We start from the raw sequence: 22,634 nt of genomic DNA on the forward strand, positions 1-22,634 counted from the left end.
AAGCGTCAGCGGCGGCGCCCCGACTTCAGCGGCGCGACGTCCGCGCCGTCGTGGGAGATCCGGCACTCGTCCGGCGTCACGGCCTCGACCGCCAGCGTCAGCTCGCCCTTCACGCCCGTGTAGATCGACTCGCCGCGCGACGCCAGCGAGGCGTGCACGCGGTTGGAGTCGGTGAAGTCGCGCTCGTCCTTCACCCGCTTCTTGCCGGCTTCCTCGGGCCTGGTGGCGCTGCGGAGGTTGACCTCCAGCCACGCGGCCACCTCCGCCGGCGACGTCAGCACTTCCTCAGGGGTGCGTTCCAGCCGAACCTGCCGAGGAGAGGCGTGATCGAGAGAAGTGTGCTCCACATAGGCGTGCCAGTGGGTGTTGCGCATCGACCAGGTCTGTTCGACCGGCCAGTCCTCCTCGGTGGTCATGCCTCCTATCTTCCACCCTTCACACGAGGAAACGTGAGAAGGTCGCGGACGTTGATCTCGTGATCCACCCGCACGGCCGATGCGAGCCGCCGATCGTGCGTGACCAGCAACAACGTGCCTTCGTAGTTTTCGAGTGCCTGTTCCAGCTGTTCGATGGCCGGCAGGTCGAGGTGGTTCGTCGGTTCGTCGAGCACCAAACATGTGGTGCCACGAGCTTGCAACAAGGCCAATCCCGCTCGGGTGCGTTCCCCCGGCGAGAGGTCCCGCGCCGGCCGCAGCACGGCGTCCGCGCCGAGCCGGAACTTCGCCAGCAACGTGCGCACCTCGACGTCCTGCAGCCCCGTCGCCCCGGCCACGATCCGCAACGCGCTCTCGTCGCTCGCGAACTCCGCCCGGAGCTGGTCGACCTCGCCCACGACGACACCGGGCCCGATCGAGCGGTCGCCTTCGGACAACGGAATGCGGCCGAGCAACGCGCCGAGCAACGTCGATTTACCGGAGCCGTTCGGACCGGTGATGCGCCACCGCTCACCCGCGCCGATCGTGAGGTCGATCGGCCCGAGCGTCACGTCGCCGCGGCTGACCACGGCGTGGCGCAAGGTGAACGCGACCGCGCTGCCCCGCCCGGCCGACGGCAGGGTGAGCCGCAGTTCCCAGGCTTCGCGCGGTTCCTCGACCTCGTCCAGCCTGGCCAGCTGACGGTCCACAACGGACGCTTTGGCGGTCAGGTTCTCCGCTGACTGCGTGCGGCCGGCGCGCACGTTCTTGTCGGGCTCGTCCCTGCGCGCCTTGGCGCTGTTCGCCCGGTGCACTCCCTGCCGCGACCACTCCTTCACCTGCCTGCCGCGCTGCACCAGCGAGTCGCGCTTGGCCGAGTACGCCTCGTACTCCTCCTGGGCGCGACGGCCCGCGTTCGCCTGCTCCTCGACGTAGGCGTCCCACCCGCCACCGAACACGGTGATCTTGTGGGTGAACTCGTCGAGCTCAGCGATCGCGGTCGTGGTGCGCGCCAGGAACTCGCGGTCGTGACTAACCAGCACGATCGCGCCCTGGTACGCCCTGACGTGGGACTCCAGCAGATCGAGCCCGGCGGCGTCGAGGTCGTTCGTGGGCTCGTCGAGCAGCAGCACGTCGGCACGGGTGAGCAGGACCGCCGCGAGTCTGAGCCTCGCCTGCTGGCCACCCGACAGCTCGTCGGGTTCCCGGCCGTCGAGCAGGTTCGCCCGCAGGCCAAGGCGGTCGCAGACGGCGTCAGCACGTTCGTCGAAGTCACCGGCACCGATGGCGGTCCAGTGGTCGAACGCGTCGGAGTACCGCTCACCGCCGCCGTCCGCGAGGGCTTCGGCCTCCCGTTGCAGCCACTGCTCGGCCTGCGCGACGCCGGTGCGGCGGGCGAGGTGGTCCCGGAGCGACTCTCCAGTTACGTGGAGGGTCTCCTGCGTCAGGTGCGCGACGGTCCCGGTGCTGGAGACAGATCCGGATTCCGGCAGCAACTCACCGGCGAGCAGGCGGAGCAACGTGGACTTGCCGACACCGTTGGGCGCGATCAGGCCGACGCGGTCACCAGGCGAAACATCGAAATCAACCTCCGAGATCACGGTCCTCGGACCGAACGACAGCGAAATATTCCTGGCTGTCAGCACGGACACGCTTACGACGGTACGGCCATCCGCAACTGGTTAACTCTCCTTATTGCTAGTAACTTGCAAGTACCAAGAGATTGCAGGAGATGTCATGGCCCAGTACGTGCTGCCGGATCTCGACTACGACTACGGCGACCTCGAGCCGGCGATCATCGGCGAGATCAACGAGCTGCACCACGGCAAGCACCACGCCGCCTACGTGAAGGGCGCGAACGACACGCTGGAGCAGATCGAGGAGGCCCGCGACAAGGAAGCTTTCGGGGGCATCGTCGGCCTGGAGACCACGCTGGCGTTCCACCTCGCGGGCCACGCGCTGCACCAGGTGTGGTGGAAGAACCTCTCGCCCAACGGCGGCGACAAGCCCGTCGGCGAACTCGCGGCCGCGATCGACGAGCACTTCGGCTCGTTCGACAAGTTCCGCGGCCAGCTCAACGCCGCCGCGTCCTCGATCCAGGGCTCCGGCTGGGGCATCCTCGCGTGGGAGCCGATCGGCCAGAAGCTGGTCACGCTCCAGCTCAAGGACCACCACTCGAACCTGTCGATCGCGACCACGCCGCTACTCGCGTTCGACATCTGGGAGCACGCGTACTACCTGCAGTACCGCAACCTGAAGGCCGACTACATCTCGGCGCTGTGGAACGTCGTCAACTGGGAGGACGTGTCCGCCCGCTTCGAGGCGGCGCGCGCCGGTCAGAACGGCCTGCAGCTGCCCTGATGTGGTGATGCTTCGGCGGTGGGTGCTCCGACAAGCTCCCCGCTGCTGAATACGACGAGGCCCCTCTCTGCCCAGAGAGGGGCCTCGTCCGTTCCCGAACTGACTGACGCTCCCACCACGAAGCGACGAGACTTAGGTTAGCCTAACTTCGCTTGGTTGGGAAGTCCCGGCGCGATCTCACCTGAACGAGCGACTAGCCGCAACTTCTGAATAAGTTCACACTTGCTGGGTGAGTACTACAAGTGAAGTGCAGTGGAGCGAGCTGCAACGCGATCCGAAGAGCGTCGCCGCCATCGCCGAGCAGCACGAAGTTCGAGTCAAGCGCCGCGACGGAGCGGATCTGCTCCTGGTGCGGGCCGACCAGCACCAGGATCGCCACAACGGAGCGGCAACCGCGGCCCGCGCGATCCGTTCGGTGTTCCGGCACGTCGGGCCTGATGTCGTGGCCGACGCGCTGAAAGACGAGTTCCCGTGGATCTCGGTGCTGCCCGAGTCCGACCGCGCGGAGTTCGTCCAGGAGTTCATCCAAGCCATCAACTCGTCCGCCGAGCTTGGTCAGTGGTCCCTGCTCGGGACGATGGCGCACGAGTGGGCGAACACCGCGATCGTCCACGCCAATCCCGAGATCTATCAGACGCTCAGCACACCGATCTCCGTGAAAGACCTCGATCCTGGCCATCCCGAAGAGAACGAGTGAAGACTTGCCAGCGAAACGCGGCGATCGTGCCGCTCCACCGCGCCGTCCAGGTGGCTACGTGGTCCGGTTCGCCACGACCGCAGCAGCCAAAGGCTGGGAAGAGCTCTGCCGCAACGCTGAGCCGAACACATGGAATGCGTGGGTCGTCATGACCGAACGCCCCACCGACACCCAGGACAACACCAGTCGGCACCATCGGCTCAAAGGGCACCTGGCGCACCTGACCGTCGACGGCGTCGTGTTCGACCAGTGGCAGTACGAGGTCACGTCCGGCGGACGCATCTGGTACTTCATCAACGAGGAGCGCAAGACCGTCTGGACCACCTGGGCAGGTACAGGTCACCCGAAACTGACTGACTAGGCGTCGTCGAGGCCCTGCTGCGCGCCGCGTGACCCGCGCCTCGCCGCCCGGCGTTGCCAGTAGAAGACTCCGTACCCGATGATCCCGAGCAGACCGCCGGACAACGTCGTCCAGATCAGGGTGCTGTTCGAGCGGTCGACGAGCAGCACGACCAGGAATCCGAGGAACCACAGCGCGGTACCGCCGAGCACCACCGGCACCGGGTCGGCCAGTCGATGAGGCAGCGCGGGCGGGTGTGGGGCGGGGTCGCGTTCGGACACATCGGTAAGGAGAGCAGATGCTGGACGGGTTCTTCAAGATTTCCGAGCGCGGGTCGACCGTGGCGCGTGAACTGCGCGGCGGTGTCGTGACCTTCTTCACGATGGCCTACATCGTCGTGCTGAACCCGCTGATCATCGGCAGCTTCGCGCCGACCGGGCCCGGTTCGCATCCCGACGTGCTCGGCAACATCCTGCCGGTCGGGCAGGTCGCGGCGGTGACGGCGCTGGTCGCCGGCGTGATGACCATCCTCTTCGGACTGATCGCGAACTACCCGTTCGCGCTGGCCACGGGGCTGGGCATCAACTCGTTCGTGGCGGTGAGCGTGGCCGCCAAGGTCACGTGGCCCGAGGCGATGGGGCTCATCCTGGTCAACGGCCTGGTGGTGCTGCTGCTCGTCGTCACGGGTGTGCGGACGGCGGTGTTCAACGCCGTGCCGAACGAGCTCAAGGCCGCGATCGCGGTCGGCATCGGTCTGTTCATCTGTTTCATCGGGCTCGTGGACGCGGGCTTCGTGCGCCGGCTGCCGGACGCGGCCAACACCACCGTGCCGGTCGGGCTCGGCATCAACGGGTCGATCGCGAGCTGGCCGACGCTGGTGTTCGTGGTCGGGCTCGTGCTCACGGGCGTGCTGTTCGCGCGCAGGGTCAAGGGCGCGATCCTCATCGGCATCGTCGCGACCGCGATCTTCGCGATCGTCCTCGAGGCGATCGTCAAGGCCGGGCCGTCCGCGGGCGTCAACGCCAAGGGCTGGAACCTCGGCTACCCCGCGCTGCCCGACCAGGTCTTCGGAATCCCCGATCTCTCCCTGCTCGGCGAGGTGTCGTTCGGCGCGTGGACGCGGATTCCGGCGCTGGCCGCCGCGCTGATCGTCTTCACGCTGGTGCTGACCGACTTCTTCGACACCGTCGGCACGATGACCGGCCTGGGCAAGGAGGCCGACCTGATCAAGGAGGACGGCCAGCTGCCCAACGTCAGCAAGGCCCTGTTCGTCGACGGCCTGGGTGCCGTGGCCGGTGGCGCCGCCTCCAGCTCGTCGAACACCGTCTACATCGAGTCGGCTTCCGGCATCGCGGAGGGCGCGCGGACGGGTCTCGCGAACGTCGTGACCGGTGTGTTGTTCCTGCTCGCGATGTTCTTCACGCCGCTCTACGAGGTCGTGCCGATCGAGGCGGCCGCGCCCGCGCTGGTGATCGTCGGCGCGTTGATGATGATGCAGGTCCGCGAGATCGACTTCAGCGACTTCACCATCGCGCTGCCCGCGTTCCTCACGATCGTCGTCATGCCGTTCACCTACTCGATCGCGAACGGCATCGGCGCGGGCTTCGTCAGCTACGTGCTCCTCAAGGCTCTCACCGGCAAGGCGAGGAACATTCACCCGCTGATGTGGATCGTGGCGGCCGCTTTCGTCGTCTACTTCTCGTTGGGACCGATCCAGGCCCTGCTGAGTTGACCTTTCGGCAGGAAACTATTTCGTGAGGTATGCTAACTACGTGGCGATCGATCAGCACGGACTGGCGAGCAGGCTGAGGCTTGCCGTCGTTCGTCTCAACCGCCGCTTGCGGGCGCAGCGCACCAATTCGGCGGTGTCGCTCACCCAGGTGTCAGCGTTGTCCACACTGCACAAGTGCGGCCCGCTGACCCCGGGCGAGCTCGCGGCCAAGGAAGGCGTGCAGCCGCCGTCGATGACGCGCGTGATCGCCGCCCTGGAGGAGTTCGGGTTCGCGACGCGCAGCCCGCACCCCACCGACGGCCGTCAAGCCATCGTCGAGCTCACGGGCGAAGGCTTGTCGTACCTGGAAGACGAGATCACGGCCCGCGAGGCGTGGCTGGACAAGAGGCTGGCCGAGCTGGACCCCGAGGAACGGGAACTGCTGACACGGGCCGCCGAAATCATCGACAGGATGGCGGGTCAGTAAGAACGTGTCGGGTTACGCGGGTGGTGGAGCAGACAGTTCGCCACCTCGTCGTACCGGAATGTTCGGATCCTTAGGCATATACAACTATCGCCTCTACGCCTCCGGTCAGATCATCTCGCTGGTCGGCGTCTGGATGCAGCGGGTCGCCCAGGACTGGCTGGTCCTGGAGCTCTCGAACGGCTCCCCCATCGCCCTCGGCTTCGCCGCCTCGCTCCAGTTCCTCCCGGTCCTGCTGCTGTCCATGTGGGGCGGCGTCCTCGCCGACCGCATGGACAAGCGCAAACTCCTGCTGTGGCTCGAGTCCGCGCTGGGCGTCTGCGCCCTGGCGCTGGGCATCCTCGACGTCACCGGCGTCGTCGAGCTCTGGCACGTCTATCTGCTCTGTCTGCTGCTCGGCGCCTTCTCCGCGGTGGAAACCCCGGTGCGCCAGTCGTTCGTGGTCGAGATGGTCGGCCGCGACCAGCTGACCAACGCCGTCGCGATCAACTCGATGATGTTCAACCTGGCCCGCATCATCGGCCCGGCCATCGCGGGCGTGACGATCGTGGCGATCGGCACCGGCTGGGTCTTCCTCGCCAACGCCATCAGCTTCGTGGGCGTGGTCGGCGGCATCTGGCTGATGCGCACGTCCCAACTGCTGCGCGCCGAACCGCTGCCACGCGAGAAGGGCCAGCTCCTCTCCGGCCTGCGCTACGTCAGAAGCCGCCCGGATCTGCTGACGGTCATGGTGCTCGTGTTCTTCATCGCCACGTTCGGCATGAACTTCTACATGACACTCGCGATCATGGCCCGCAACGTCTTCGGCGGCGACGCCGACGCCTACGGGCTCCTGTCGACGTTGATCGCCGTCGGCACCCTCGCGGGCGCGACGCTGGCGGCCAAGCGAAAAACGCCGAAGCTGACCGTGTTCATCGGCTCCGGAGTGATCTTCGGACTGCTGGAGATCGTCTCCGGCATGATGCCGACGATGCTGCTCACCGGACTGATGATGATCCCGGTGGGCGTCGCGATGATGACCTTCAACACGACCGCCAACGCCACCATCCAACTGGCCGTGGAACCCGAGATGCGCGGCCGCGTGATGGGCATCTACATGCTGGTCTTCCTCGGCGGAAACCCCGTCGGCGGTCCGCTGATGGGCTGGCTCGGCGAGATCAACGGCCGGGCGCCGATCATCATCGGCGGCGCCGTGTCGATGCTGGTGACGATCACCGCGTGGATCGTCCTGGTGAAGCGCGGGGACATCGGGAAGCCCAGGCTGCGACGACGCCGGCAGGCCCCGGCGGAGGCGCTGCCGGAGCCCGCAGAGGTGGCTAGCTAGGCGCTACGGCGCGAACTCGGTGGACGGTTCGGTGGCGTAGTTCTTCCAGATCGGCACCATGGTCTCGCGCGTCATGGGCTGCCCCGACTCGATCATGGCCTTGAGGTCGCGGAAGTACTGCACGTACAGGTCCGGCGTGAAGGTGGTCAGCATGACCGCCGGGTCATCTCCAGGGTTGGCGAACGTGTGCGGCGCGCCCGGTGGGACGGTGACCCACGTGCCGGCGCCGACCTCGTGGTCGTCCAGTCCGATGGTGAACCGCACGGTGCCCGAGAGCACGTAGAAGCCTTCGTCGTGCTGCGCGTGCCGGTGCTGCGGCGGGCCGGGCGTGTGCGGGGGAATGACGACCTCACCGATTCCCAGGCGGCGACTGGTGTTGCTGCCGTCTTCGAGGATCCGGATCTGCGACGGACCGCTGGCGATGAGTTCGCCCTCGCCGGGCCTGACGATCGACACCTCGGTCATGAGGAAGCCTCCTGATGTGATTGCATCTTGTGCAATCACCGTAGCACCAGTGACTGCACATTGTGCAGTCGCTAGGCTTCGGCGCATGCCGCGATGGAAACCGGACGCACCCGAGCGCCTGCGGACCGCCGCGTTGGAGCTCTTCGACGCACAGGGGTTCGAGCGCACGACGGTCGCCGAGATCGTCCAGCGGGCGGAGCTCACCCAGCGCACGTTCTTCAACCACTTCGCCGACAAGCGCGAGGTGCTGTTCGGGCTGAGCTCAGAGCTTCAGCGGGAGATCGTCCGCGAGATCGAGGCCGGCGACGACGCCCTGCCGCCACTCGACGCCGTTGTGCGCGCGATGGAAGTCGTTGCCGACAAGATGTTCGAGAACCGCCGTGTCCTGATGGCACGTCGTTACGCCGTTATCGCCGCCAACCCGGAGTTGCAGGAGCGCGAACTCGGCAAGAACGCCGCGCTCACCGAGGCCATCGCGGCCGTGCTGCACGCACGTTGCGGTGACCCTGAGACCGCGTTCCTCACCGCTGGCGCCGCCATGCTCGCGCAGCAGATGGCGTTCCGGAACTGGACGCGACCGGGCGAGACCCGGACCTTGCACGAGCTGCTGCAGGACGCGTTGCGCTCCCTGCGCACGACTGTCGAACCGGCTTGACGCCGCGCCTCAGCCCAGCAACGTGGCGGCGCTCGGATCACTGATCAGGGCGACGAACGTGTGCCGGTCCGCCCAACGCTCGGAAACCCAGGCCAACGCCCGTCCCAGGCCTTCAGGCGAGTCAGCGGCATGGGGAACGCCGTCCACCATCCACCACTCGACCCGCTGCCCCTCGACGTGCAGTTCGTCGTGCAGGACAACGACTCCGTCGGGCAGCGCGACCTCCAGCAGTTCGCACGCCATCCGAACCGCGCCGAGGTCGTGCCACTGGACGACCTCGCCGACGTGGTCGGGAGAGCCGTCGAACTCCTCGGACGCCAACGCCAGATCCAGCAGGTCGGCCAGTTCCTCGGACCCGTCGGCCAGCAGCACTCGGGAAGCCGGGGCAACCCCCAGCAGCCACGGGTGGTCCAGCACCACGACGTCCTCGGCGGCGGTGACCGCTCCGGAGAGCACCCGCAGCCGCTCGGGCGGAGCGAAGTCCCCCTCGGGCAGAGCCGCGTAAGCGCGCAGCACCACGGCATCCGCGATCGCACGGTCCGCGTCCCCTAGCCGTTCCAGCACGAACTCGGCATCGTCGTCGTCCCAGATCTCCAGCGACGACCGGACCCCGGCGGCACGCAGCACGTGCTCGGGCAGCTCAAGATCCGGCACGGCGTCGAAGAGTCCGTCCAGCGACGCGGCGTCCGGCAACCGGAACGACCGCGGCGACCTGCCTGCCAGCAGCGCGTGCCGGGCGATCCACCAGCCCGTGTACCCGTCCGGCTCGGTCACGGCACGCCAGGTCACCGGGTCGGAAGCCAGCAGTCGCAACGCCGCCGGCCAGTCGGCGACGAGATCCAGATCGCGGACGGCCACCACACGGCGAGGCTCGTCCGGCACGGACGCCCACCAGGCGGACTCGTCGGCGAGGTCGTGATCCGGCCCGGAAGGCTCGTCGTCGACGACCACCGAGAACCCGTCCACCACACCGACGGCGACCAGCGCGGAACGCGGGTAGGAGTCCGCGATCTCCTTGGACAGCAACGGAAAGGCGTCGGCCTCGACCACGCCGACCAACGGCGAGTCGGGCAGCAGCAGCTCGTCCGCGCGATGCCATTCACCGGTGCCGTCCGGCAGGGCCAGCGATCCCAGCCAGGGCTCCTCGCCCGCTCGCAGACCGGCGCGGTCCACGAGGCGCAGCACGGTCTCGACCAGGTCCAGCCCGTCGAGCCCGGCTTCGGCGTCTTCCAGCGACCGAGCCACGTTCTCACGCAGTGAAGGATCCGCGAGCAGTTCGGCGGCGCCGGCCTCGACCGCGCCCAGCCGAACCAGCAACGGGTGCACGGCGTCCGGGTGCACGACCCGCAGACCGGGCAACGGCTCGTCGGCGATCAAGGTGGTCCGCGGACCCGTCACCACGCGGCCGTCGGCCAGCGGCACGGGCAGCGAGGCCAACGCCTCGCGCACGTCCGGATCCACCTCGGCGAGAGGTGCGAAGGCCGCGTAGACGTCACGCCACCAGCCGGGATCACCGGAGACGCCCGCCAGCGCCGCGACCACCTCGGCGGTGGTGACGCGCGGGACTTCCAGTGCCGCCAGGGCTTTGGCGTGCACCGGAGCGGAAAGTTCAGCGTCCAGCAGCCCAGGGAGGGCGTCCTCGACCAGGTCGACGAGCTCCTCGGAGCCGACGTCCAGAACACGGGCGCGCGAAGGCTCGATCCACTCACCGGAAGCCAAAGGCAGCCAGGCGGAAGCACGCAACGAGCGCACCACGGCCGTCCGCAGCCGATCGTCCACTTCGGACAAGGGGAAGCCCGGCAACGGCACGAGCGCGGTCCGCTCGATGGCGGGCACCCGCGCCACCAGGGCCGGGTAGGCAGCGGCGGCGGCGTCCAGCACCGACCACGCGGCCGGGCCCGGCAGGATCCGGCGGCGCGAGGGCTCGACCGGCACGGTCGCGATCAGACGGGCGGGCAGCGACAGGCGCTCGTCGGTCGGGGTCGGCGCGTGCAGCACGTCCTCGCCCAGTTCCGCGTCAAGCGGGTACGCCCACGACACGGTCCACTGAGGACGGTGCTCGACACCCTGGACGAGTTCCGCGGGCAGTTCGCCGACGGTGCGCTCCACCAGCCAGCGCGACTTGCCGACGGTGACCACGCCGTCGTCGGTGACGAAGCGTTCCCACGACTGGGAACCGACCTCGACGCGACGCAGGCCCGGCAGCGCCAGGAGCAGGTCCGGCACCTCCTCGGCCAGGTCGTCCAGCGACAGGTCGACCTTCAGCGGCAGGCGGACCTCGGTCGCGAACCCGTCCGGCACGTCCTCCACGACGGGCCACACCAGGCGCAGCACCGGCACGTCGCCGCCGCGTTCGGACGCCAGGTCCGGCACCTCGGCACGGGTCCTCGCCAGGGAGAACTCGACGCCACCCGTCGTGGACACCACGCGCGGTGCGTCCGACACGGCCAGCACGGCCGCGAAGCCGACGCCGAACTGGCCGACGCCGGACTCCTTGGAGGACGCCCGCAGTGAGGCCAGAGCGGCGACACCGGCCTCCGTCAGAGGCGCACCGGTGTTGGCCGCGCGAAGCTCGCCATCGACCAGAGTGATCCGCAACACACCTGGCTCGGAACCGGCCGCATCGGAGGCGTTCTGGGCGAGTTCGACGAGCAAACGGTCCCGATAACCACCGATGCGGAGGTCTTCTTCGGCGTTCGCGTCTTCACGGAAGCGGGTGGGCGAACCACGCCATGCGGCGAGGACCGAGGTGCGCAGGACCTCGGTGCCGAACGGGTCGGTCACTCCGAGACGTCCAGAACGTCCAGCTGCGCGTCGTCGTAGACCAGGTCGGCGACCGGCACCATCGGGCTGATGTCGACCTCGACCTGCGAGTGGGCGCCGCAGCCGTAGTCGACGTGCACGACGTGGCCGTCCGCCGGAGCGATCTCGTTGGCGCAGACGCCGAACGCGGCACCGAACGCGCCGGCCACGCGGGTGTAGAAGCCGCAGGTCCCGCAGTGTGCGGGGGCGCTGCGGGCCATGTCGGAGCGCGGGCCGAAGTCCGAGGCCGCCCAGCGGTCGGCAGCGTCGATGCGGCCTTCACGCGAGAGGACGCGAGTGCGGCCGAAGCCGATCTCCAGCGCCACCTCCTCGATGGCCGGGTCGTCGGAGTGCACGTACGCCTCGATCAGGCGCGGGTCGTCCTCGCGGGGCGGCATCAGGTCGCCCACGCCCAGGTCACCGGCACGGACCCGTTCGCTCCACGGCACCCATTCCGGGGCTACCAGGGCGTCCTGGCCGGGCAGCAGCACGACCTCGCTGACCGAGACGGGCGTGCCCTCGCCGGCGTGGGCGACGGTCACCGCCCAGCTCCAGCCGCGGTAGCCCGCGTGGTCGGCCTCGAACAGGTGGGTGACGGAGTACTCGTCCTCGTCCTGCACCCCGACGTGAGCGCCGACGCGTTCCACCCCGGCCTCTTCCTGCGCAGCTGCGCGGGCGAGATCAACGGCGTCGAGGAGCATCTCAGTCGCGGTCACAGGTGAATTGTGCCGCAGGTCTTCGCCGGGACGAAAACTCGTGCCACCCTCCGTTGGGTGCGCTCACCCATCTGGCTGGTCCTCGTCGCGGTGCTGGCCGCCTGCTCGACTCCGCAGGAAACGAAACCGCAGGTAGAAGTCCTGCAGAAGATTCCGCACGACACGTCGGCGTTCACCCAGGGGTTGGAACTGGTCGACGGCGTCCTCTACGAGGGCACCGGGCTGGAGGGCGAGTCGACGATGCGCGCGCTCGATCCGTCGACCGGCGACGTCCAGAAGAAGGTCGATCTGCCGCCGGAGTACTTCGGCGAGGGCATCACCGTCGTCGGCGACACCATCTGGCAGATCACCTGGCAGAACGGCGTCGCGATCGAACGCGACCGCAAGACGCTGAACGAGCTCCGCCGGGTGAGCTACGAGGGCGAGGGCTGGGGCATCTGCGACGACGGCAAGCAGCTGATCATGAGCGACGGCACCGCGAAGCTGACCTTCCGCGACCCCAAGTCGTTCAAGGAGACCGGAAGCGTGCAGGTCACGCGGGCAGGCCAGCCCCTCGCCCAGCTCAACGAACTGGAGTGCGTCGCCGGCAAGGTCTGGTCGAACGTGTGGAAGACCGACGAGATCGTGCGCATCGATCCGGCCAACGGACAGGTGATCGGCACCTACGACCTGTCCTCGCTCAAGCCGCAGGGCGATGTGGACGTCCTCAACGGCATCGCGCACATCCCCGGAACCGACGAGTTCCTGGTCACAGGCAAGAACTGGCCGACCATCTTCCGAGTGAGGTTCAACGGGATGGGGCAGGATTGAGGGTGTGACGGACGACCGCGGGCGGAGTGACGGACCGGCTCCGAAGCGCTACCCGTGGCAGGATGACGAGTACCGGCCCCGGGAGCGTCGCGGGCCCGCGTCCGAGCACGGTTTCCAGGCCCCGCCCCGCCGTCCCCAGAACACCCGTCCGCTGCCCAACCAGGACCAGCAGACGACGCCGACGCCCAAACCGCCGCGCAAGCTCACGGTCACGCGCGTCGCGTGGTTCCGCGGCAAGCAGATCTCGCAGCAGGCGGTCGCGGCGTTCCGGCGCGCGGCCCACGCCGACGGCGCCGGCAAGTCCGGCATGACGTCGGTCACCTACGCGGTGATGATGAACTACGCCGCCGACGCCGCGATGGCCGTGGCTTTGGCCAACACCCTGTTCTTCAGCGCGGCGAGCGCCGAGTCCAAGACCAAGGTCGCGCTCTACCTGCTGATCACGGTCGCGCCGTTCGCGTTGATCGCGCCGGTGATCGGCCCGCTGCTGGACAAGATCCAGCGCGGCCGGCGGCTCGCGCTGGCGGCGTCGTGCGTGCTGCGGATCGTGCTGTCGGTCGTGATGGCGCTGAACTTCGACAACTGGCTGCTGTACCCGGCGGCGCTGGGCAGCATGGTGCTGAGCAAGTCGTTCACCGTGCTCAAGTCCGCGATCACCCCGCGCGTGCTGCCGCCGGAGATCACGCTGTCCAAGACCAACGCCCGCATGACGATCTTCGGTCTCGCGGCGGGCGGCGTGTTCGGGGCGTTCGCCGCGGGCTTCGCGAACGTGTTCGGCTCGCCGGGCGCGTTGTGGTTCACCGCGGTGCTGTGCCTGGTGAACGCGTGGCTGTGCATGAAGATCCCGTCGTGGGTCGAGGTGACCGAGGGCGAGGTCCCCGCGACGCTCACCCCCAAGGCCGCCAGGCAACCCGTCTCCCGGCACGTCGTGGTCTCGCTGTGGGGCAACGGTTCCATCCGCGTCCTGACCGGCTTCCTGACGCTGTTCGCGGCGTTCGTGATCCGCGAGCAGACCGAGGGCGACGCGATGCAGCAGTTGCTCCTGCTCGGCGTGATCGCCGGCGCGGCGGGCGTCGGCAGCTTCCTGGGCAACGCGATCGGCGCGCGCCAGCACTTCTCCAAGCCGGACGAGGTGATCCTCGCCTGCGTCGGCACGGCACTGGCGGCGACCATCGTCGCCGCCGCGCTGCCGGGCCTGGTCACCGCGGCCATCGTCGGGCTGCTGGGCGCCACGGCGTCGTCGCTGGCGAAGGTCGGCCTCGACGCGGTGATCCAGGACGACCTGCCGGAGGAGTCGCGCGCGTCCGCGTTCGGCCGCTCCGAGACGATCCTGCAGCTCGCCTGGGTCTTCGGCGGCGCGCTCGGCGTGCTGCTGCCCGCGACGTTCTGGGTCGGCTTCCTCGTGCTCGCCGTGCTGCTCGCGCTGGGCCTCACGCAGACCTGGATGTACCGCAACGGCACGTCGTTGCAGAGGCTGGTCCGCAGGCCGGCTCCGGTGACCCCGTAGGCTGCCTGACGTGCGTCGACTTGCTTCTGTAATGGCCGCCAGCGTTCTCGTGCTGTCCGGATGTTCGCTCCAGCAGCACGACCCCGAGGTCACGTTCTACGCGAACGGCAAGACCATCCGCATGGAGCCGACGATCTACTGCGACGTCGAGGGCTCCAACTGCGCCGAGAAGAACGCGCCCGGCACGCTGAAGGTGCCGGCGGGCAAGGTCGTGCAGATCTCCGTGGACGGACGGCTCGCGGACGGCCTCTGGGAGGTCGTGTGCGTGTACGAGAACGCCGCTCGCGTGCAGGAGGGCTGCACCTCCCCGTTGCTGGGCAAGGGCGAGAACTACACGTACACGCTGGCCGTGCCGAACGACTCCGACCAGCTGGTGCGCATCGAGGTGCACGAGGCGGCCGGCGCGGTGCTGGAGACCGGCCAGCCGCTCATGCGCGGTTCGTGGGTCGTCGACATCACCCGCTGATCACCGCCTGCCGAACGCCTCCCACCACTCGCTGGGAGCGATGCGCAGCGCCGAGTCCATCAGGGCCTTGCCGGTGTCGGTGACCACCGACTCCTGCATGGTCTGGATGAAGCGCTCCATCTTCGTGATGCCCGCGGCCTGGTACTCCCTGGCCTGCAACAACAACTCCAGCTTGTCCGCGTCACGCGAGCAGCGCGCCTCCGGCGTGTGGTCGAAGCCCTTGGCGGACTCGTGCTCGGTCACCAGCGCCTCGATGTGCGCGGCCAGCGGCGCCGGCAGGTGCTGGACCTGGTCCCGCGCGACCTGTTCCGGCGGCATCTTCACGTCGAGGTAGAGCTTGCCGACGTACGGGATGTCGCCGATGCGCGCCTCTGGCACGTCGTGGAAGAGACCCAAGGTCGCCGCCCTGTCAGGGTTCGCGCCCTCCTGCACGGCGATCGCGTACGCCAGAACGCCCACCCGGAACGAGTGGGCGGCCACCGACTCGGGGTTCTGCACCCCGGCGAAGAGCCACCCCGCCCTGGGCAGGCGTTTGAGCTGGCCGACCTCGTAGACGAACTCGACGATCCTGTCAGCGTCAGACATGACGCTGATCCTTTTACGGATCGAGGTCCCGCGCCACCACGCGGACGGCCTCGGCGACGAGCTTCATGGTCTTCTTGTCGGACGGGTAGCGGCCGCGGCGCAGGTCAGGCTGGACCTTGTTCTCGAGGAGCCTGATCACTTCCTCGATCAGCCCGTGCAACTCCTCGGCGGGACGGCGACGCGCCTCCACCACGGACGGCGCCGGGTCGACCAGGCGCACGGACAGCGCCTGCGGCCCGCGGCGGCCTTCGGCCATGCCGAACTCGATGCGCTGGCCGGCCTTGAGGCCTTCGACACCGGCAGGCAGGGCGGCTTTGCGGACGTAGACGTCCTCGCCACCGTCCTGGGTGACGAATCCGAAGCCCTTCTCCGTGTCGTACCACTTGACCTTGCCGGTCGGCACCGCGCTCACCATTCCCTTGCTTCTGCACGACGAACGCGCCCCAGGCGTACCCAGGACGCGTCCCACCAGAGTAGCCAGAAGACCTTGGGGAAGGCACCTCCGTTAGCGCGACCAGTGCCGCGACCGGCAGCCTTTGCCCCGTCTTCGGCGGTCAGACGGGTGCATCGTGGTGCCGGCCCCACGTCCTCATCCTGGATGGCTGTGGGCGTGGGGCCGGTGCCGCGAGGCGCCCTGCTGATCGTCGAAGGCGCGGTGAAGGTTGCCGGTCGTGGCACTAGCATCTTCGGCATGACCGTTCCGAAGTTGATGCCGCTGGCCATCGGCCTGTTCGCCGTGGGCGTACTGGCGATCATCGCGGTCTTCGTGCTCTTCGCCCTGGGCCACAGCGACCTGCCCGCGTGGCTGAACTTCGCCGGCACCTACCTGCCCGCGATCGGCCTCGGCCTCGGGATCGTCGCGGTCATCAGGAAATCACGCCAGAAGAAGTCCTGAGCCACTCCGGGAACTCCCGCAGGTCCTCCAGCACGACCGCCGCGCCCGCCTCGGTCAGTTCCGCACGCGAGCACGGCCCCGTGACGACGCCGACGCCCAGCGCCCCGGCCGCCCTGGCGCCGTTCATGTCGCCGACGTGATCACCGACGTAGACGGCGGCGCCGTGCAGCTTGAGCGACTCGGCCTTGCCCGTCGACCACAGCTCGCCGTAGAGGTGGTCGACCTCCCAGCCCATGGCTTCCAGGTGCAGGGCGGCGTTCTTGCGGTACTTGCCGGTGACGACCATGGTCTGGCCACCGAGTTCACGGACGCACTGCAACGCCGCCGCCGCTCCGGGCAGCGCGACCGTGCCGGGGATCACGAGCTCCGGGTACAGGGCGCGGAAGAGCGAGACCATGTCCGGGATCTCCTCCTCGGGCACGCCCATGTCGCGGTAGGTCATGTCCAGAGGCGGGCCGAGGTTCGCCGCGAAGTGCTCGCCGTCGAGGGCGTGCCCGGTGCGGGCACCCACCTCGTTCAGCACGGCGGCCATGCCCGGTCGCGGGTCGATGAGGGTCATGTCCAGGTCGAAGCCCACGGTGAACGACACAGAACCTCACTCTACGTCTTTACAAGAACCGTAACTGTGTAAAGGTGAAGCGGTGAGCGACATCACCGAGCTCTTGCTGGACTCGGCCGCCGACCTCTTGGCGGCCCGTGGTTTCCACGGGCTGCGCATGATCGAGGTCGCCAGTCGCGCCGGAGTGAGCAGACAGACCGTCTACAACGAGTTCGGCAACAAGGAAGGGCTCGTCCAGGCCGTCGCCGTGCACAAGACGGAGGAGTACCTGACCGGGATCGCGACCCGGCTCAAGGAGGACCCGGACCCGTGGGAGGCGATGCGGTCGGCGTTCCGCTTCACCTTCGAGCAGACCGAGAAGGACCGCCTGGTCTCGGCCGTGCTGACCGGGCAGAACGCCGAGGACCTGCTGCCGTTCATCACGATCCGCGGCCATCCGATCCTGTTCCACGCCACCGAGGTCGTCGAACAGCACCTCAGCAACCACTTCCCCGGCCGGCACGTGCGGTTCACGGCGGAGACGACCGTGCGGCTCGCCCTGAGCCATCTGCTGATGCCGAGCGGGGACCTGGACAGCGCGATGGACGCCGTGGTCCGGGTCGCCAGAGTGACGATGGACGCATGATCAGGTAGACACCTCCCCTTGTTGCAATACTCTTGCAACAAGGGGAGGTGTCCGGTGGTCGCTGTCTCGACCCGCCTGCGCGCGGGTGTGGCGTTGCTCGGTCCGGCGTTCGTCGCCGCGATCGCCTACGTCGATCCGGGGAACGTGGCCACCAACACCGCGGCGGGCGCGCGGTACGGGTACCTGCTGGTGTGGGTGCTCGTCGTCGCGAACGTCATGGCGGGGCTCGTGCAGTACCTGTCGGCGAAGCTCGGCCTGGTCACCGGGAAGTCGTTGCCCGAGGCGGTGCGGGACCACCTGCCGCGTCCGGTGCGGCTCGCGTACTGGGGCCAGGCCGAGGTCGTCGCGATGGCGACCGACCTGGCCGAGGTGCTCGGCGGCGCGATCGCGCTGTACCTGCTGTTCGACCTGCCGTTGCTGCTCGGCGGCGTGATCACCGGCGTGGTGTCGACCGTCTTGCTGCTGGTGCAGGACAAGCGCGGGCAGAAGCCGTTCGAACGGGTGATCACGACCATGTTGTTCGTGATCGCGGTCGGGTTCATGGCGGGGTTGTTCGTGTCGCCGCCTTCCGTCGGCGGTGCGATTTCCGGGCTGGTGCCGCGGTTCGACGGCGCGGACAGCGTGTTGCTCGCCGCGGGCATGCTCGGGGCGACCGTGATGCCGCACGCGGTTTATCTGCACTCCGCACTGGCCCGCGACCGGCACGGCAGGAACCCGTCGGTGCTCGGCGCGACGAAGGTCGACGTCGTGGTCGCGATGGTGCTGGCAGGCGCGGTCAACATGGCGATGCTGCTGCTCGCCGCCTCCGCGTTGCAGGGCCGTGAAGGCGTGGACACGTTGGAAAGCGCCCATGCCGCCGTCGGCGCCACGCTGGGTGGCGGGATCGCGCTGCTGTTCGCTTTGGGTTTGCTGGCTTCGGGTTTCGCGTCCACCGCTGTCGGGTGCTACGCGGGTGCCGTGGTGATGGACGGACTGCTGCGCGTGCGGATTCCGTTGCTGGCACGCCGTTTGATCACGCTGGTGCCGGCGCTGGCGATCCTGGCGCTCGGCGTCGATCCGACGTTCGCCCTGGTGCTGTCGCAGGTCGTGCTGTCGTTCGGTATCCCGTTCGCGCTCGTGCCATTGGTATGGCTGACCTCGCGCCGGTCCGTGATGGGCTCGTTCACGAACCGGCGCTCCGTCACGTTCGCCGCTGGGGTCGTCGTCTTCGCGGTCGTCGTGCTGAACGTGGCCTTGATCTACTTGACGCTCGCGTAGCTGACGCCCATCTGGCGCAACACCTCTTCGAGTGTGCGCATGACCTCCAGGGTGTTCGCCCAGGTGATCCGCGGGTTCTCCGTCAGCCCGGCGGCGATGCTCTCCTCGACCGCGCGGATCTGGTGCTGGTAGCCCTCGTCCTCGATGGCGTGCTCGACGCCGTTGATCACGACGGCAGTCGGGTTGAACATCGGGTCGACGAGCTCGATGCGGCCCTGGGTGCCGACGATCTCCGCGCGAGCACCGATGTTCGCCATGAGCGAGCAGCTGAGCAACGCGTGGGCACCGTTGTCGTAGGCCAGGAAGATGCCCGCGTCAGCGTCCACTTCGGTCGGTGCGAGGCTGCCGTGCGCGTGGATGTGCGTTGGCACGCCCAGCAATTGGTGCGTGAGCGCGACCGGGTAGACACCGAGGTCGAGGGTCGCGCCACCGCCGGCTTCCTTGGCCCACAGGCGGTCGCCGTCGCTGAAGGCGTGCCGGAAGCCGAAGTCGGCGCGGATCATCCGCACCTCGCCGATCTCACCGGCCTCGATGGCCTCCTGGACCTTGCGGACCAGCGGGTTGAACCGCGTCCACATGGCCTCCATGAGGAAGAGGTTCTTCGATCGTGCCCGTTCGATCATCTCCTCGGCGTCCGCGACCGTGAGTGCGAAGGCCTTCTCGCACAGCACGTGCTTGCCCGCGTCGAGCGCGGCGAGCGTCACCTCGTGGTGCTGGCCGTGCGGCGTGGCGACGTAGACGACGTCGATCTCCTCGTCGTTCAGGAGGTCGCGGTAGTCGCCGTACGCGCGCTCGATGCCGAAGTTCTCCGCGAACTTCTGGGCTTTGGTGATGTCACGCGAGGACACCGCGAGCACGGTGGCACCCGCCTTGAGCATGTCGGCGGTCACGGCATGCGCGATTCCACCTGTAGCGATCACACCCCACTTCATGAGGTGAGCTTAGATTGGAGGCATGCGCCTCATCCTGAACGTGATCTGGCTGGTGCTCGCCGGTTTCTGGATGGCCGTCGGCTACGCGGTCGCCGGCCTAATCTGCTGCATCCTGATCATCACGATCCCGTGGGGCATCGCGTCGTTCCGGATCGCGAACTACGCGCTCTGGCCGTTCGGCCGCGAGGTCGTGGACAAGCCGGGTGCCGGCACCGGATCGCTGCTGGGCAACGTCATCTGGATCATCGTGGCCGGCCTCTGGCTCGCGATCGGCCACGTGATCACCGGCATCGCGCTCTGCGTCACGATCATCGGCATCCCGCTCGGGATCGCGAACTTCAAGCTCGTCAAGGTCTCGCTGGTGCCGCTGGGCAAGGAGATCATCGAGGTTCCGTGAGGGTCGCCCGCGCCTCGTCGGGGCGAGGCGCGGACGACCCTCAAGTGGCACGCGCCGTCAGGCTTCGCTGTCCAACAGCTCGTGCAGGCACAGGATGTTGCCCTCGGTGTCGGTGAACCACGCCGCGCGTTCGGTGCCCATGACCGCGATGTGGCCGGTGGTCTTGAAGTCGGGCAGGTCGTAGTCCTCGAAGCGCACGCCCTTGCCTTCGAGTTCCGCGATCTCGCCCTCCAGATCGGGCACCTCGAAGCTGATGGCCGTCTGCCGGCTCTGCGCGCCCTTCTCGGCAGGCCTCAGTCCCAGCGCGTCACCCTGGCCGAGCGCGAAGATCCGCGTGCCGTCCTCGGTCGTGGTGATGGGCTTGAGGCCGAGCATGTCGGCGTAGAAGCGGCCGGCGCGCTCGGGGTCTTCGACGGGCAGCATCGTCGTGGTTCTGGTAGCGGTGAGCATGCGCGCCTCCTTCGGCGGAATCCACTGATGTTGCGCCGGTCACACCTTTCCCGCAAGAGGTACTTTGACCTGCAGAGATTGTTGATTCACGAGACGATTTCGCTCCGTGAACACTCTGCGCCTCGCCGTGCTCGCCGTTGCTCTCGGGCTGTCCGGATGCGCGATGGTCCGACCTCCGATCAAGACCGTCGAGCCCTTCGTGGCACCGTCGACGACACCCGCGGACACGCCCGCGTGCCGCCTGTTCGATCCGGCCGACCTGACCGAGCACCGGTTCTACAACGGGTACGCGAACGCTTCGAGCTGCTTCTGGCTCTCGGACGACTCCGGCCCGCTCTCGATCAGCCTTCGCGACAAGTCCACGCCCGAGCAGTACCTCGCGAAGCCGACAGGCCTGAAGACCTCCCCGATCACCATCGGCGGGCACTCCGGGCTGCTCGCCGAGAACAGCAGGGGAACGGGCACGTGCGGTGTCGTGCTGACGCATCCCGGCGGCGTCGCGGCCGCGGAAGTCCTCACCGATGCCGGCGGCAGGTCGTGCGAGATCGCCCAGGCCGTGATGAAGGTGATCGAACCGAAGTTGTCCTAGGCGTGCTTCGCGCCGTCGTCGAGGTTCAGCAGCTCCACCGACTTCGCCCGCATCTCCACCTTGCGGATCTTGCCGGTGACCGTCATCGGGAACTCGTCCACCACGTGCACGTACCGCGGGATCTTGTAGTGGGCGAGCTTGCCGGCGCAGAACTCCCGCACGGCCTCGGCGGTCAGCCCGGAGGCCCCGTCGCGCAGGCGCACCCAGGCCATCAGCTCCTCGCCGTAGCGGGCGTCGGGCACGCCGATCACCTGGGCGTCGAGCACGTCCGGGTGGGTGTAGAGGAACTCCTCGATCTCGCGCGGGTAGATGTTCTCGCCGCCGCGGATGACCATGTCCTTGATGCGGCCGGTGATGTTCACGTAGTCGTCGTCATCCATCACCGCGAGGTCGCCGGTGTGCATCCAGCCTGCCGGGTCGACGGCCTCCGCGGTCTTCTCCGGCTCGTTCCAGTAGCCGAGCATGACGGAGTAGCCGCGCGTGCACAGCTCCCCCGGCTCGCCGCGCGGGACCGTGCGGCCCGTGTCCGGGTCGACGATCTTGACCTCGAGGTGCGGGCCTGCCCGGCCGACCGTCCCGACACGACGGTCGAGGGAGTCGTACACGCGCGTTTGCGTTGACACCGGGGAGGTTTCGGTCATGCCGTAGCAGATCGAGACCTCGCGCATGCCCATCCGGTCGACGACCTGCTTCATCACCTCGACCGGGCACGGCGAGCCCGCCATGATGCCGGTGCGCAACGACGACAGGTCGTAGCCGTCGATCAGGTCCAGCATCGCGATGAACATCGTCGGCACGCCGTAGAGCGACGTGCACTTCTCTTCCTGAACGGCCGCAAGGGTTTTCGCCGGGTCGAAGGCCGGCGCAGGGATCACGACGCACGCGCCGTGGCTGGTGGCGGCGAGGTTGCCCATGACCATGCCGAAGCAGTGGTAGAACGGCGGCACCACGCAGATGCGGTCGTGCTCGGTGTAGTTGACCAGCTCGCCGACGAAGTAGCCGTTGTTGAGGATGTTGTGGTGCGAGAGCGTCGCGCCCTTGGGGAAGCCCGTGGTGCCGGACGTGTACTGGATGTTGATCGGGTCGTCTCGGTCCAGCTCGACGTCCGGGATCTCGTCGCCGGTCCACTGTGGATCGTCGACGAACACGACGTTGCGCAGTTCGGTGCAGCGCGGCCGCACCTCTTCGATCATGGCCGCGTAGTCGGACGTCTTGAACGACCGCGCGGACACCAGCGTGTGGATGCCCGCCTGGTTCAGCACGTACTCCAGCTCGTGCACGCGGTACGCCGGGTTGACGTTGACCAGGATCGCGCCGATCCGGGCCGTCGCGTACTGCACGAACACCCACTCGGCGCAGTTCGGCGCCCAGATCCCGACCCGGTCGCCCTTGCGCACGCCCAGCGTCGTGAGGCCGGCGGCGGCGCGGGAGACCTCTTCCGCGAGCTCCGCGTACGTCCACCGTCGATCTGTTGCTTTGTCGACAAGTGCCTCACGATCGCCGAAGCGCGCGACGGTCGCCGCGAGGTTCGCGTGGATCGTGTCGCCCAGCAGCGGGGCGGCGGACGTGCCCGAGGAGTAGCTGGAGGTCATCC

The 22,634-nt window shown here is 68.2% G+C and carries 27 protein-coding genes; 15 read left to right on the forward strand and 12 right to left on the reverse strand.

The window, feature by feature from the left end; genetic code table 11:
- Positions 1-5: 5 nt before the first annotated feature.
- Together OG205_RS29550 and OG205_RS29555 are read right to left on the reverse strand one after the other, a co-directional pair.
- Positions 6-416, reverse strand: a complete 411-nt coding sequence (locus tag OG205_RS29550; RefSeq protein ID WP_330271271.1) for a hypothetical protein — start codon at positions 414-416, stop codon at positions 6-8.
- A gap of 5 nt (positions 417-421) precedes the next feature.
- Positions 422-2,065, reverse strand: coding sequence for an ABC-F family ATP-binding cassette domain-containing protein (locus OG205_RS29555; protein ID WP_330271272.1), 1,644 nt, complete (start codon positions 2,063-2,065; stop codon positions 422-424).
- An 85-nt stretch (positions 2,066-2,150) separates the two neighbouring features.
- Between OG205_RS29555 and OG205_RS29560 the strand changes: the two genes are divergently transcribed.
- The 3 genes from OG205_RS29560 (at position 2,151) to OG205_RS29570 (ending at position 3,832) form a co-directional block, all read left to right on the forward strand.
- Positions 2,151-2,774, forward strand: a complete 624-nt coding sequence (locus OG205_RS29560) for a superoxide dismutase (RefSeq protein ID WP_330271273.1) — start codon at positions 2,151-2,153, stop codon at positions 2,772-2,774.
- A gap of 229 nt (positions 2,775-3,003) precedes the next feature.
- Complete coding sequence (locus OG205_RS29565; protein WP_330271274.1) at positions 3,004-3,471, forward strand: hypothetical protein; 468 nt, start codon at positions 3,004-3,006, stop codon at positions 3,469-3,471.
- Positions 3,472-3,529: 58 nt separating this feature from the next.
- Entirely contained in the window at positions 3,530-3,832 is a 303-nt protein-coding gene (locus OG205_RS29570) for a hypothetical protein (RefSeq protein ID WP_330271275.1), read from the forward strand.
- On the opposite strand, the gene OG205_RS29575 is transcribed toward OG205_RS29570, so the two are convergent.
- Positions 3,829-4,092, reverse strand: coding sequence for a DUF2530 domain-containing protein (locus tag OG205_RS29575; protein ID WP_330271276.1), 264 nt, complete (start codon positions 4,090-4,092; stop codon positions 3,829-3,831). The two genes, OG205_RS29570 and OG205_RS29575, sit on opposite strands and share 4 nt — an antisense overlap.
- A 17-nt stretch (positions 4,093-4,109) precedes the next feature.
- On the opposite strand from OG205_RS29575, the gene OG205_RS29580 reads away from it, so the two are divergent.
- The 3 genes from OG205_RS29580 to OG205_RS29590 are packed head-to-tail and all read left to right on the forward strand — an operon-like array spanning position 4,110 to position 7,330.
- A complete protein-coding gene (locus tag OG205_RS29580) occupies positions 4,110-5,543 on the forward strand; it encodes an NCS2 family permease (RefSeq protein ID WP_330271277.1) in 1,434 nt (477 codons plus the stop codon).
- Positions 5,544-5,583: 40 nt separating this feature from the next.
- Positions 5,584-6,009: a MarR family winged helix-turn-helix transcriptional regulator gene (locus OG205_RS29585; RefSeq protein WP_442916598.1), complete on the forward strand. Its 426-nt coding sequence runs from the start codon at positions 5,584-5,586 to the stop codon at positions 6,007-6,009.
- Between the two features lie 58 nt (positions 6,010-6,067).
- Entirely contained in the window at positions 6,068-7,330 is a 1,263-nt protein-coding gene (locus OG205_RS29590; protein WP_330271278.1) for an MFS transporter, read from the forward strand.
- A 3-nt stretch (positions 7,331-7,333) separates the two neighbouring features.
- On the opposite strand, the gene OG205_RS29595 is transcribed toward OG205_RS29590, so the two are convergent.
- A complete protein-coding gene (locus OG205_RS29595) occupies positions 7,334-7,795 on the reverse strand; it encodes a cupin domain-containing protein (RefSeq protein WP_330271279.1) in 462 nt (153 codons plus the stop codon).
- Positions 7,796-7,880: 85 nt separating this feature from the next.
- Between OG205_RS29595 and OG205_RS29600 the strand changes: the two genes are divergently transcribed.
- The gene (locus OG205_RS29600) at positions 7,881-8,450 is read left to right on the forward strand and encodes a TetR/AcrR family transcriptional regulator (protein WP_330271280.1); all 570 of its coding nucleotides are present in this window, start codon (positions 7,881-7,883) and stop codon (positions 8,448-8,450) included.
- Positions 8,451-8,459: 9 nt separating this feature from the next.
- Here OG205_RS29600 and OG205_RS29605 read toward each other — a convergent pair whose 3' ends face one another.
- A complete protein-coding gene (locus tag OG205_RS29605) occupies positions 8,460-11,234 on the reverse strand; it encodes a sacsin N-terminal ATP-binding-like domain-containing protein (RefSeq protein ID WP_330271281.1) in 2,775 nt (924 codons plus the stop codon).
- The gene (locus OG205_RS29610; protein WP_330271282.1) at positions 11,231-11,968 is read right to left on the reverse strand and encodes a DUF3027 domain-containing protein; all 738 of its coding nucleotides are present in this window, start codon (positions 11,966-11,968) and stop codon (positions 11,231-11,233) included. Before OG205_RS29610 ends, OG205_RS29605 begins: the two co-directional genes overlap by 4 nt.
- Before the next feature lie 57 nt (positions 11,969-12,025).
- On the opposite strand from OG205_RS29610, the gene OG205_RS29615 reads away from it, so the two are divergent.
- From OG205_RS29615 to OG205_RS29625, 3 genes are read left to right on the forward strand one after another with little or no spacing between them, the layout of a single operon-like run.
- Entirely contained in the window at positions 12,026-12,778 is a 753-nt protein-coding gene (locus OG205_RS29615; RefSeq protein WP_330271283.1) for a glutaminyl-peptide cyclotransferase, read from the forward strand.
- Positions 12,779-12,782: 4 nt separating this feature from the next.
- Positions 12,783-14,285 carry an MFS transporter gene (locus tag OG205_RS29620; protein WP_330271284.1) on the forward strand — a complete coding sequence of 501 codons (1,503 nt, stop codon included), beginning with the start codon at positions 12,783-12,785 and terminating at the stop codon, positions 14,283-14,285.
- Positions 14,286-14,316: 31 nt separating this feature from the next.
- Entirely contained in the window at positions 14,317-14,751 is a 435-nt protein-coding gene (locus tag OG205_RS29625) for a DUF2771 family protein (protein ID WP_330271285.1), read from the forward strand.
- On the opposite strand, the gene OG205_RS29630 is transcribed toward OG205_RS29625, so the two are convergent.
- Both OG205_RS29630 and OG205_RS29635 read right to left on the reverse strand, forming a co-directional pair.
- The gene (locus OG205_RS29630) at positions 14,752-15,336 is read right to left on the reverse strand and encodes an HD domain-containing protein (RefSeq protein ID WP_330271286.1); all 585 of its coding nucleotides are present in this window, start codon (positions 15,334-15,336) and stop codon (positions 14,752-14,754) included.
- Between the two features lie 13 nt (positions 15,337-15,349).
- Positions 15,350-15,739 (reverse strand): cold-shock protein, encoded by a 390-nt coding sequence (locus tag OG205_RS29635; protein WP_258947641.1) that lies wholly within the window; start codon positions 15,737-15,739, stop codon positions 15,350-15,352.
- Positions 15,740-16,027: 288 nt separating this feature from the next.
- Here OG205_RS29635 and OG205_RS29640 point away from each other — a divergent pair, with 288 nt between their 5' ends.
- Positions 16,028-16,231: a hypothetical protein gene (locus OG205_RS29640; protein ID WP_319975801.1), complete on the forward strand. Its 204-nt coding sequence runs from the start codon at positions 16,028-16,030 to the stop codon at positions 16,229-16,231.
- Here the strand turns inward: OG205_RS29640 and OG205_RS29645 are convergent.
- Entirely contained in the window at positions 16,203-16,820 is a 618-nt protein-coding gene (locus OG205_RS29645) for an HAD family hydrolase (protein WP_330271287.1), read from the reverse strand. The genes OG205_RS29640 and OG205_RS29645 overlap by 29 nt on opposite strands.
- A 52-nt stretch (positions 16,821-16,872) precedes the next feature.
- On the opposite strand from OG205_RS29645, the gene OG205_RS29650 reads away from it, so the two are divergent.
- Both OG205_RS29650 and OG205_RS29655 read left to right on the forward strand, forming a co-directional pair.
- Positions 16,873-17,415, forward strand: a complete 543-nt coding sequence (locus OG205_RS29650; protein WP_319975803.1) for a TetR/AcrR family transcriptional regulator — start codon at positions 16,873-16,875, stop codon at positions 17,413-17,415.
- Between the two features lie 54 nt (positions 17,416-17,469).
- Positions 17,470-18,672, forward strand: coding sequence for an Nramp family divalent metal transporter (locus OG205_RS29655; RefSeq protein WP_330271288.1), 1,203 nt, complete (start codon positions 17,470-17,472; stop codon positions 18,670-18,672).
- On the opposite strand, the gene OG205_RS29660 is transcribed toward OG205_RS29655, so the two are convergent.
- Positions 18,654-19,604, reverse strand: a complete 951-nt coding sequence (locus tag OG205_RS29660; RefSeq protein ID WP_330271289.1) for a Gfo/Idh/MocA family protein — start codon at positions 19,602-19,604, stop codon at positions 18,654-18,656. The two genes, OG205_RS29655 and OG205_RS29660, sit on opposite strands and share 19 nt — an antisense overlap.
- Before the next feature lie 22 nt (positions 19,605-19,626).
- Between OG205_RS29660 and OG205_RS29665 the strand changes: the two genes are divergently transcribed.
- Complete coding sequence (locus OG205_RS29665; RefSeq protein ID WP_330271290.1) at positions 19,627-20,001, forward strand: YccF domain-containing protein; 375 nt, start codon at positions 19,627-19,629, stop codon at positions 19,999-20,001.
- Between the two features lie 57 nt (positions 20,002-20,058).
- Here OG205_RS29665 and OG205_RS29670 read toward each other — a convergent pair whose 3' ends face one another.
- Positions 20,059-20,451, reverse strand: a complete 393-nt coding sequence (locus tag OG205_RS29670) for a VOC family protein (RefSeq protein ID WP_319975806.1) — start codon at positions 20,449-20,451, stop codon at positions 20,059-20,061.
- Positions 20,452-20,557: 106 nt separating this feature from the next.
- On the opposite strand from OG205_RS29670, the gene OG205_RS29675 reads away from it, so the two are divergent.
- Positions 20,558-21,040, forward strand: coding sequence for a DUF3558 family protein (locus OG205_RS29675; RefSeq protein ID WP_330271291.1), 483 nt, complete (start codon positions 20,558-20,560; stop codon positions 21,038-21,040).
- On the opposite strand, the gene OG205_RS29680 is transcribed toward OG205_RS29675, so the two are convergent.
- On the reverse strand, positions 21,037-22,632 hold the full coding sequence (locus OG205_RS29680; RefSeq protein WP_330271292.1) for an AMP-binding protein: 1,596 nt from the start codon (positions 22,630-22,632) through the stop codon (positions 21,037-21,039). The genes OG205_RS29675 and OG205_RS29680 overlap by 4 nt on opposite strands.
- Positions 22,633-22,634 lie beyond the last annotated feature (2 nt).

The organism is Lentzea sp. NBC_00516 (assembly GCF_036346835.1).
In the GTDB taxonomy this organism is placed as follows: Bacteria; Actinomycetota; Actinomycetes; order Mycobacteriales; family Pseudonocardiaceae; genus Lentzea; species Lentzea sokolovensis.

Coding starts and splice junctions, on each gene's coding strand:
- OG205_RS29595 (WP_330271279.1), bottom strand. CDS start 7,795: ATGACCGAGGTGTCGATCGTCAGGCCCGGCGAGGGCGAACTCATCGCC.
- OG205_RS29640 (WP_319975801.1), top strand. CDS start 16,028: ATGACCGTTCCGAAGTTGATGCCGCTGGCCATCGGCCTGTTCGCCGTG.
- OG205_RS29560 (WP_330271273.1), top strand. CDS start 2,151: ATGGCCCAGTACGTGCTGCCGGATCTCGACTACGACTACGGCGACCTC.
- OG205_RS29630 (WP_330271286.1), bottom strand. CDS start 15,336: ATGTCTGACGCTGACAGGATCGTCGAGTTCGTCTACGAGGTCGGCCAG.
- OG205_RS29680 (WP_330271292.1), bottom strand. CDS start 22,632: ATGACCTCCAGCTACTCCTCGGGCACGTCCGCCGCCCCGCTGCTGGGC.
- OG205_RS29670 (WP_319975806.1), bottom strand. CDS start 20,451: ATGCTCACCGCTACCAGAACCACGACGATGCTGCCCGTCGAAGACCCC.
- OG205_RS29580 (WP_330271277.1), top strand. CDS start 4,110: ATGCTGGACGGGTTCTTCAAGATTTCCGAGCGCGGGTCGACCGTGGCG.
- OG205_RS29600 (WP_330271280.1), top strand. CDS start 7,881: ATGCCGCGATGGAAACCGGACGCACCCGAGCGCCTGCGGACCGCCGCG.
- OG205_RS29660 (WP_330271289.1), bottom strand. CDS start 19,604: ATGAAGTGGGGTGTGATCGCTACAGGTGGAATCGCGCATGCCGTGACC.
- OG205_RS29550 (WP_330271271.1), bottom strand. CDS start 416: ATGACCACCGAGGAGGACTGGCCGGTCGAACAGACCTGGTCGATGCGC.
- OG205_RS29625 (WP_330271285.1), top strand. CDS start 14,317: ATGGCCGCCAGCGTTCTCGTGCTGTCCGGATGTTCGCTCCAGCAGCAC.
- OG205_RS29590 (WP_330271278.1), top strand. CDS start 6,068: ATGTTCGGATCCTTAGGCATATACAACTATCGCCTCTACGCCTCCGGT.
- OG205_RS29665 (WP_330271290.1), top strand. CDS start 19,627: ATGCGCCTCATCCTGAACGTGATCTGGCTGGTGCTCGCCGGTTTCTGG.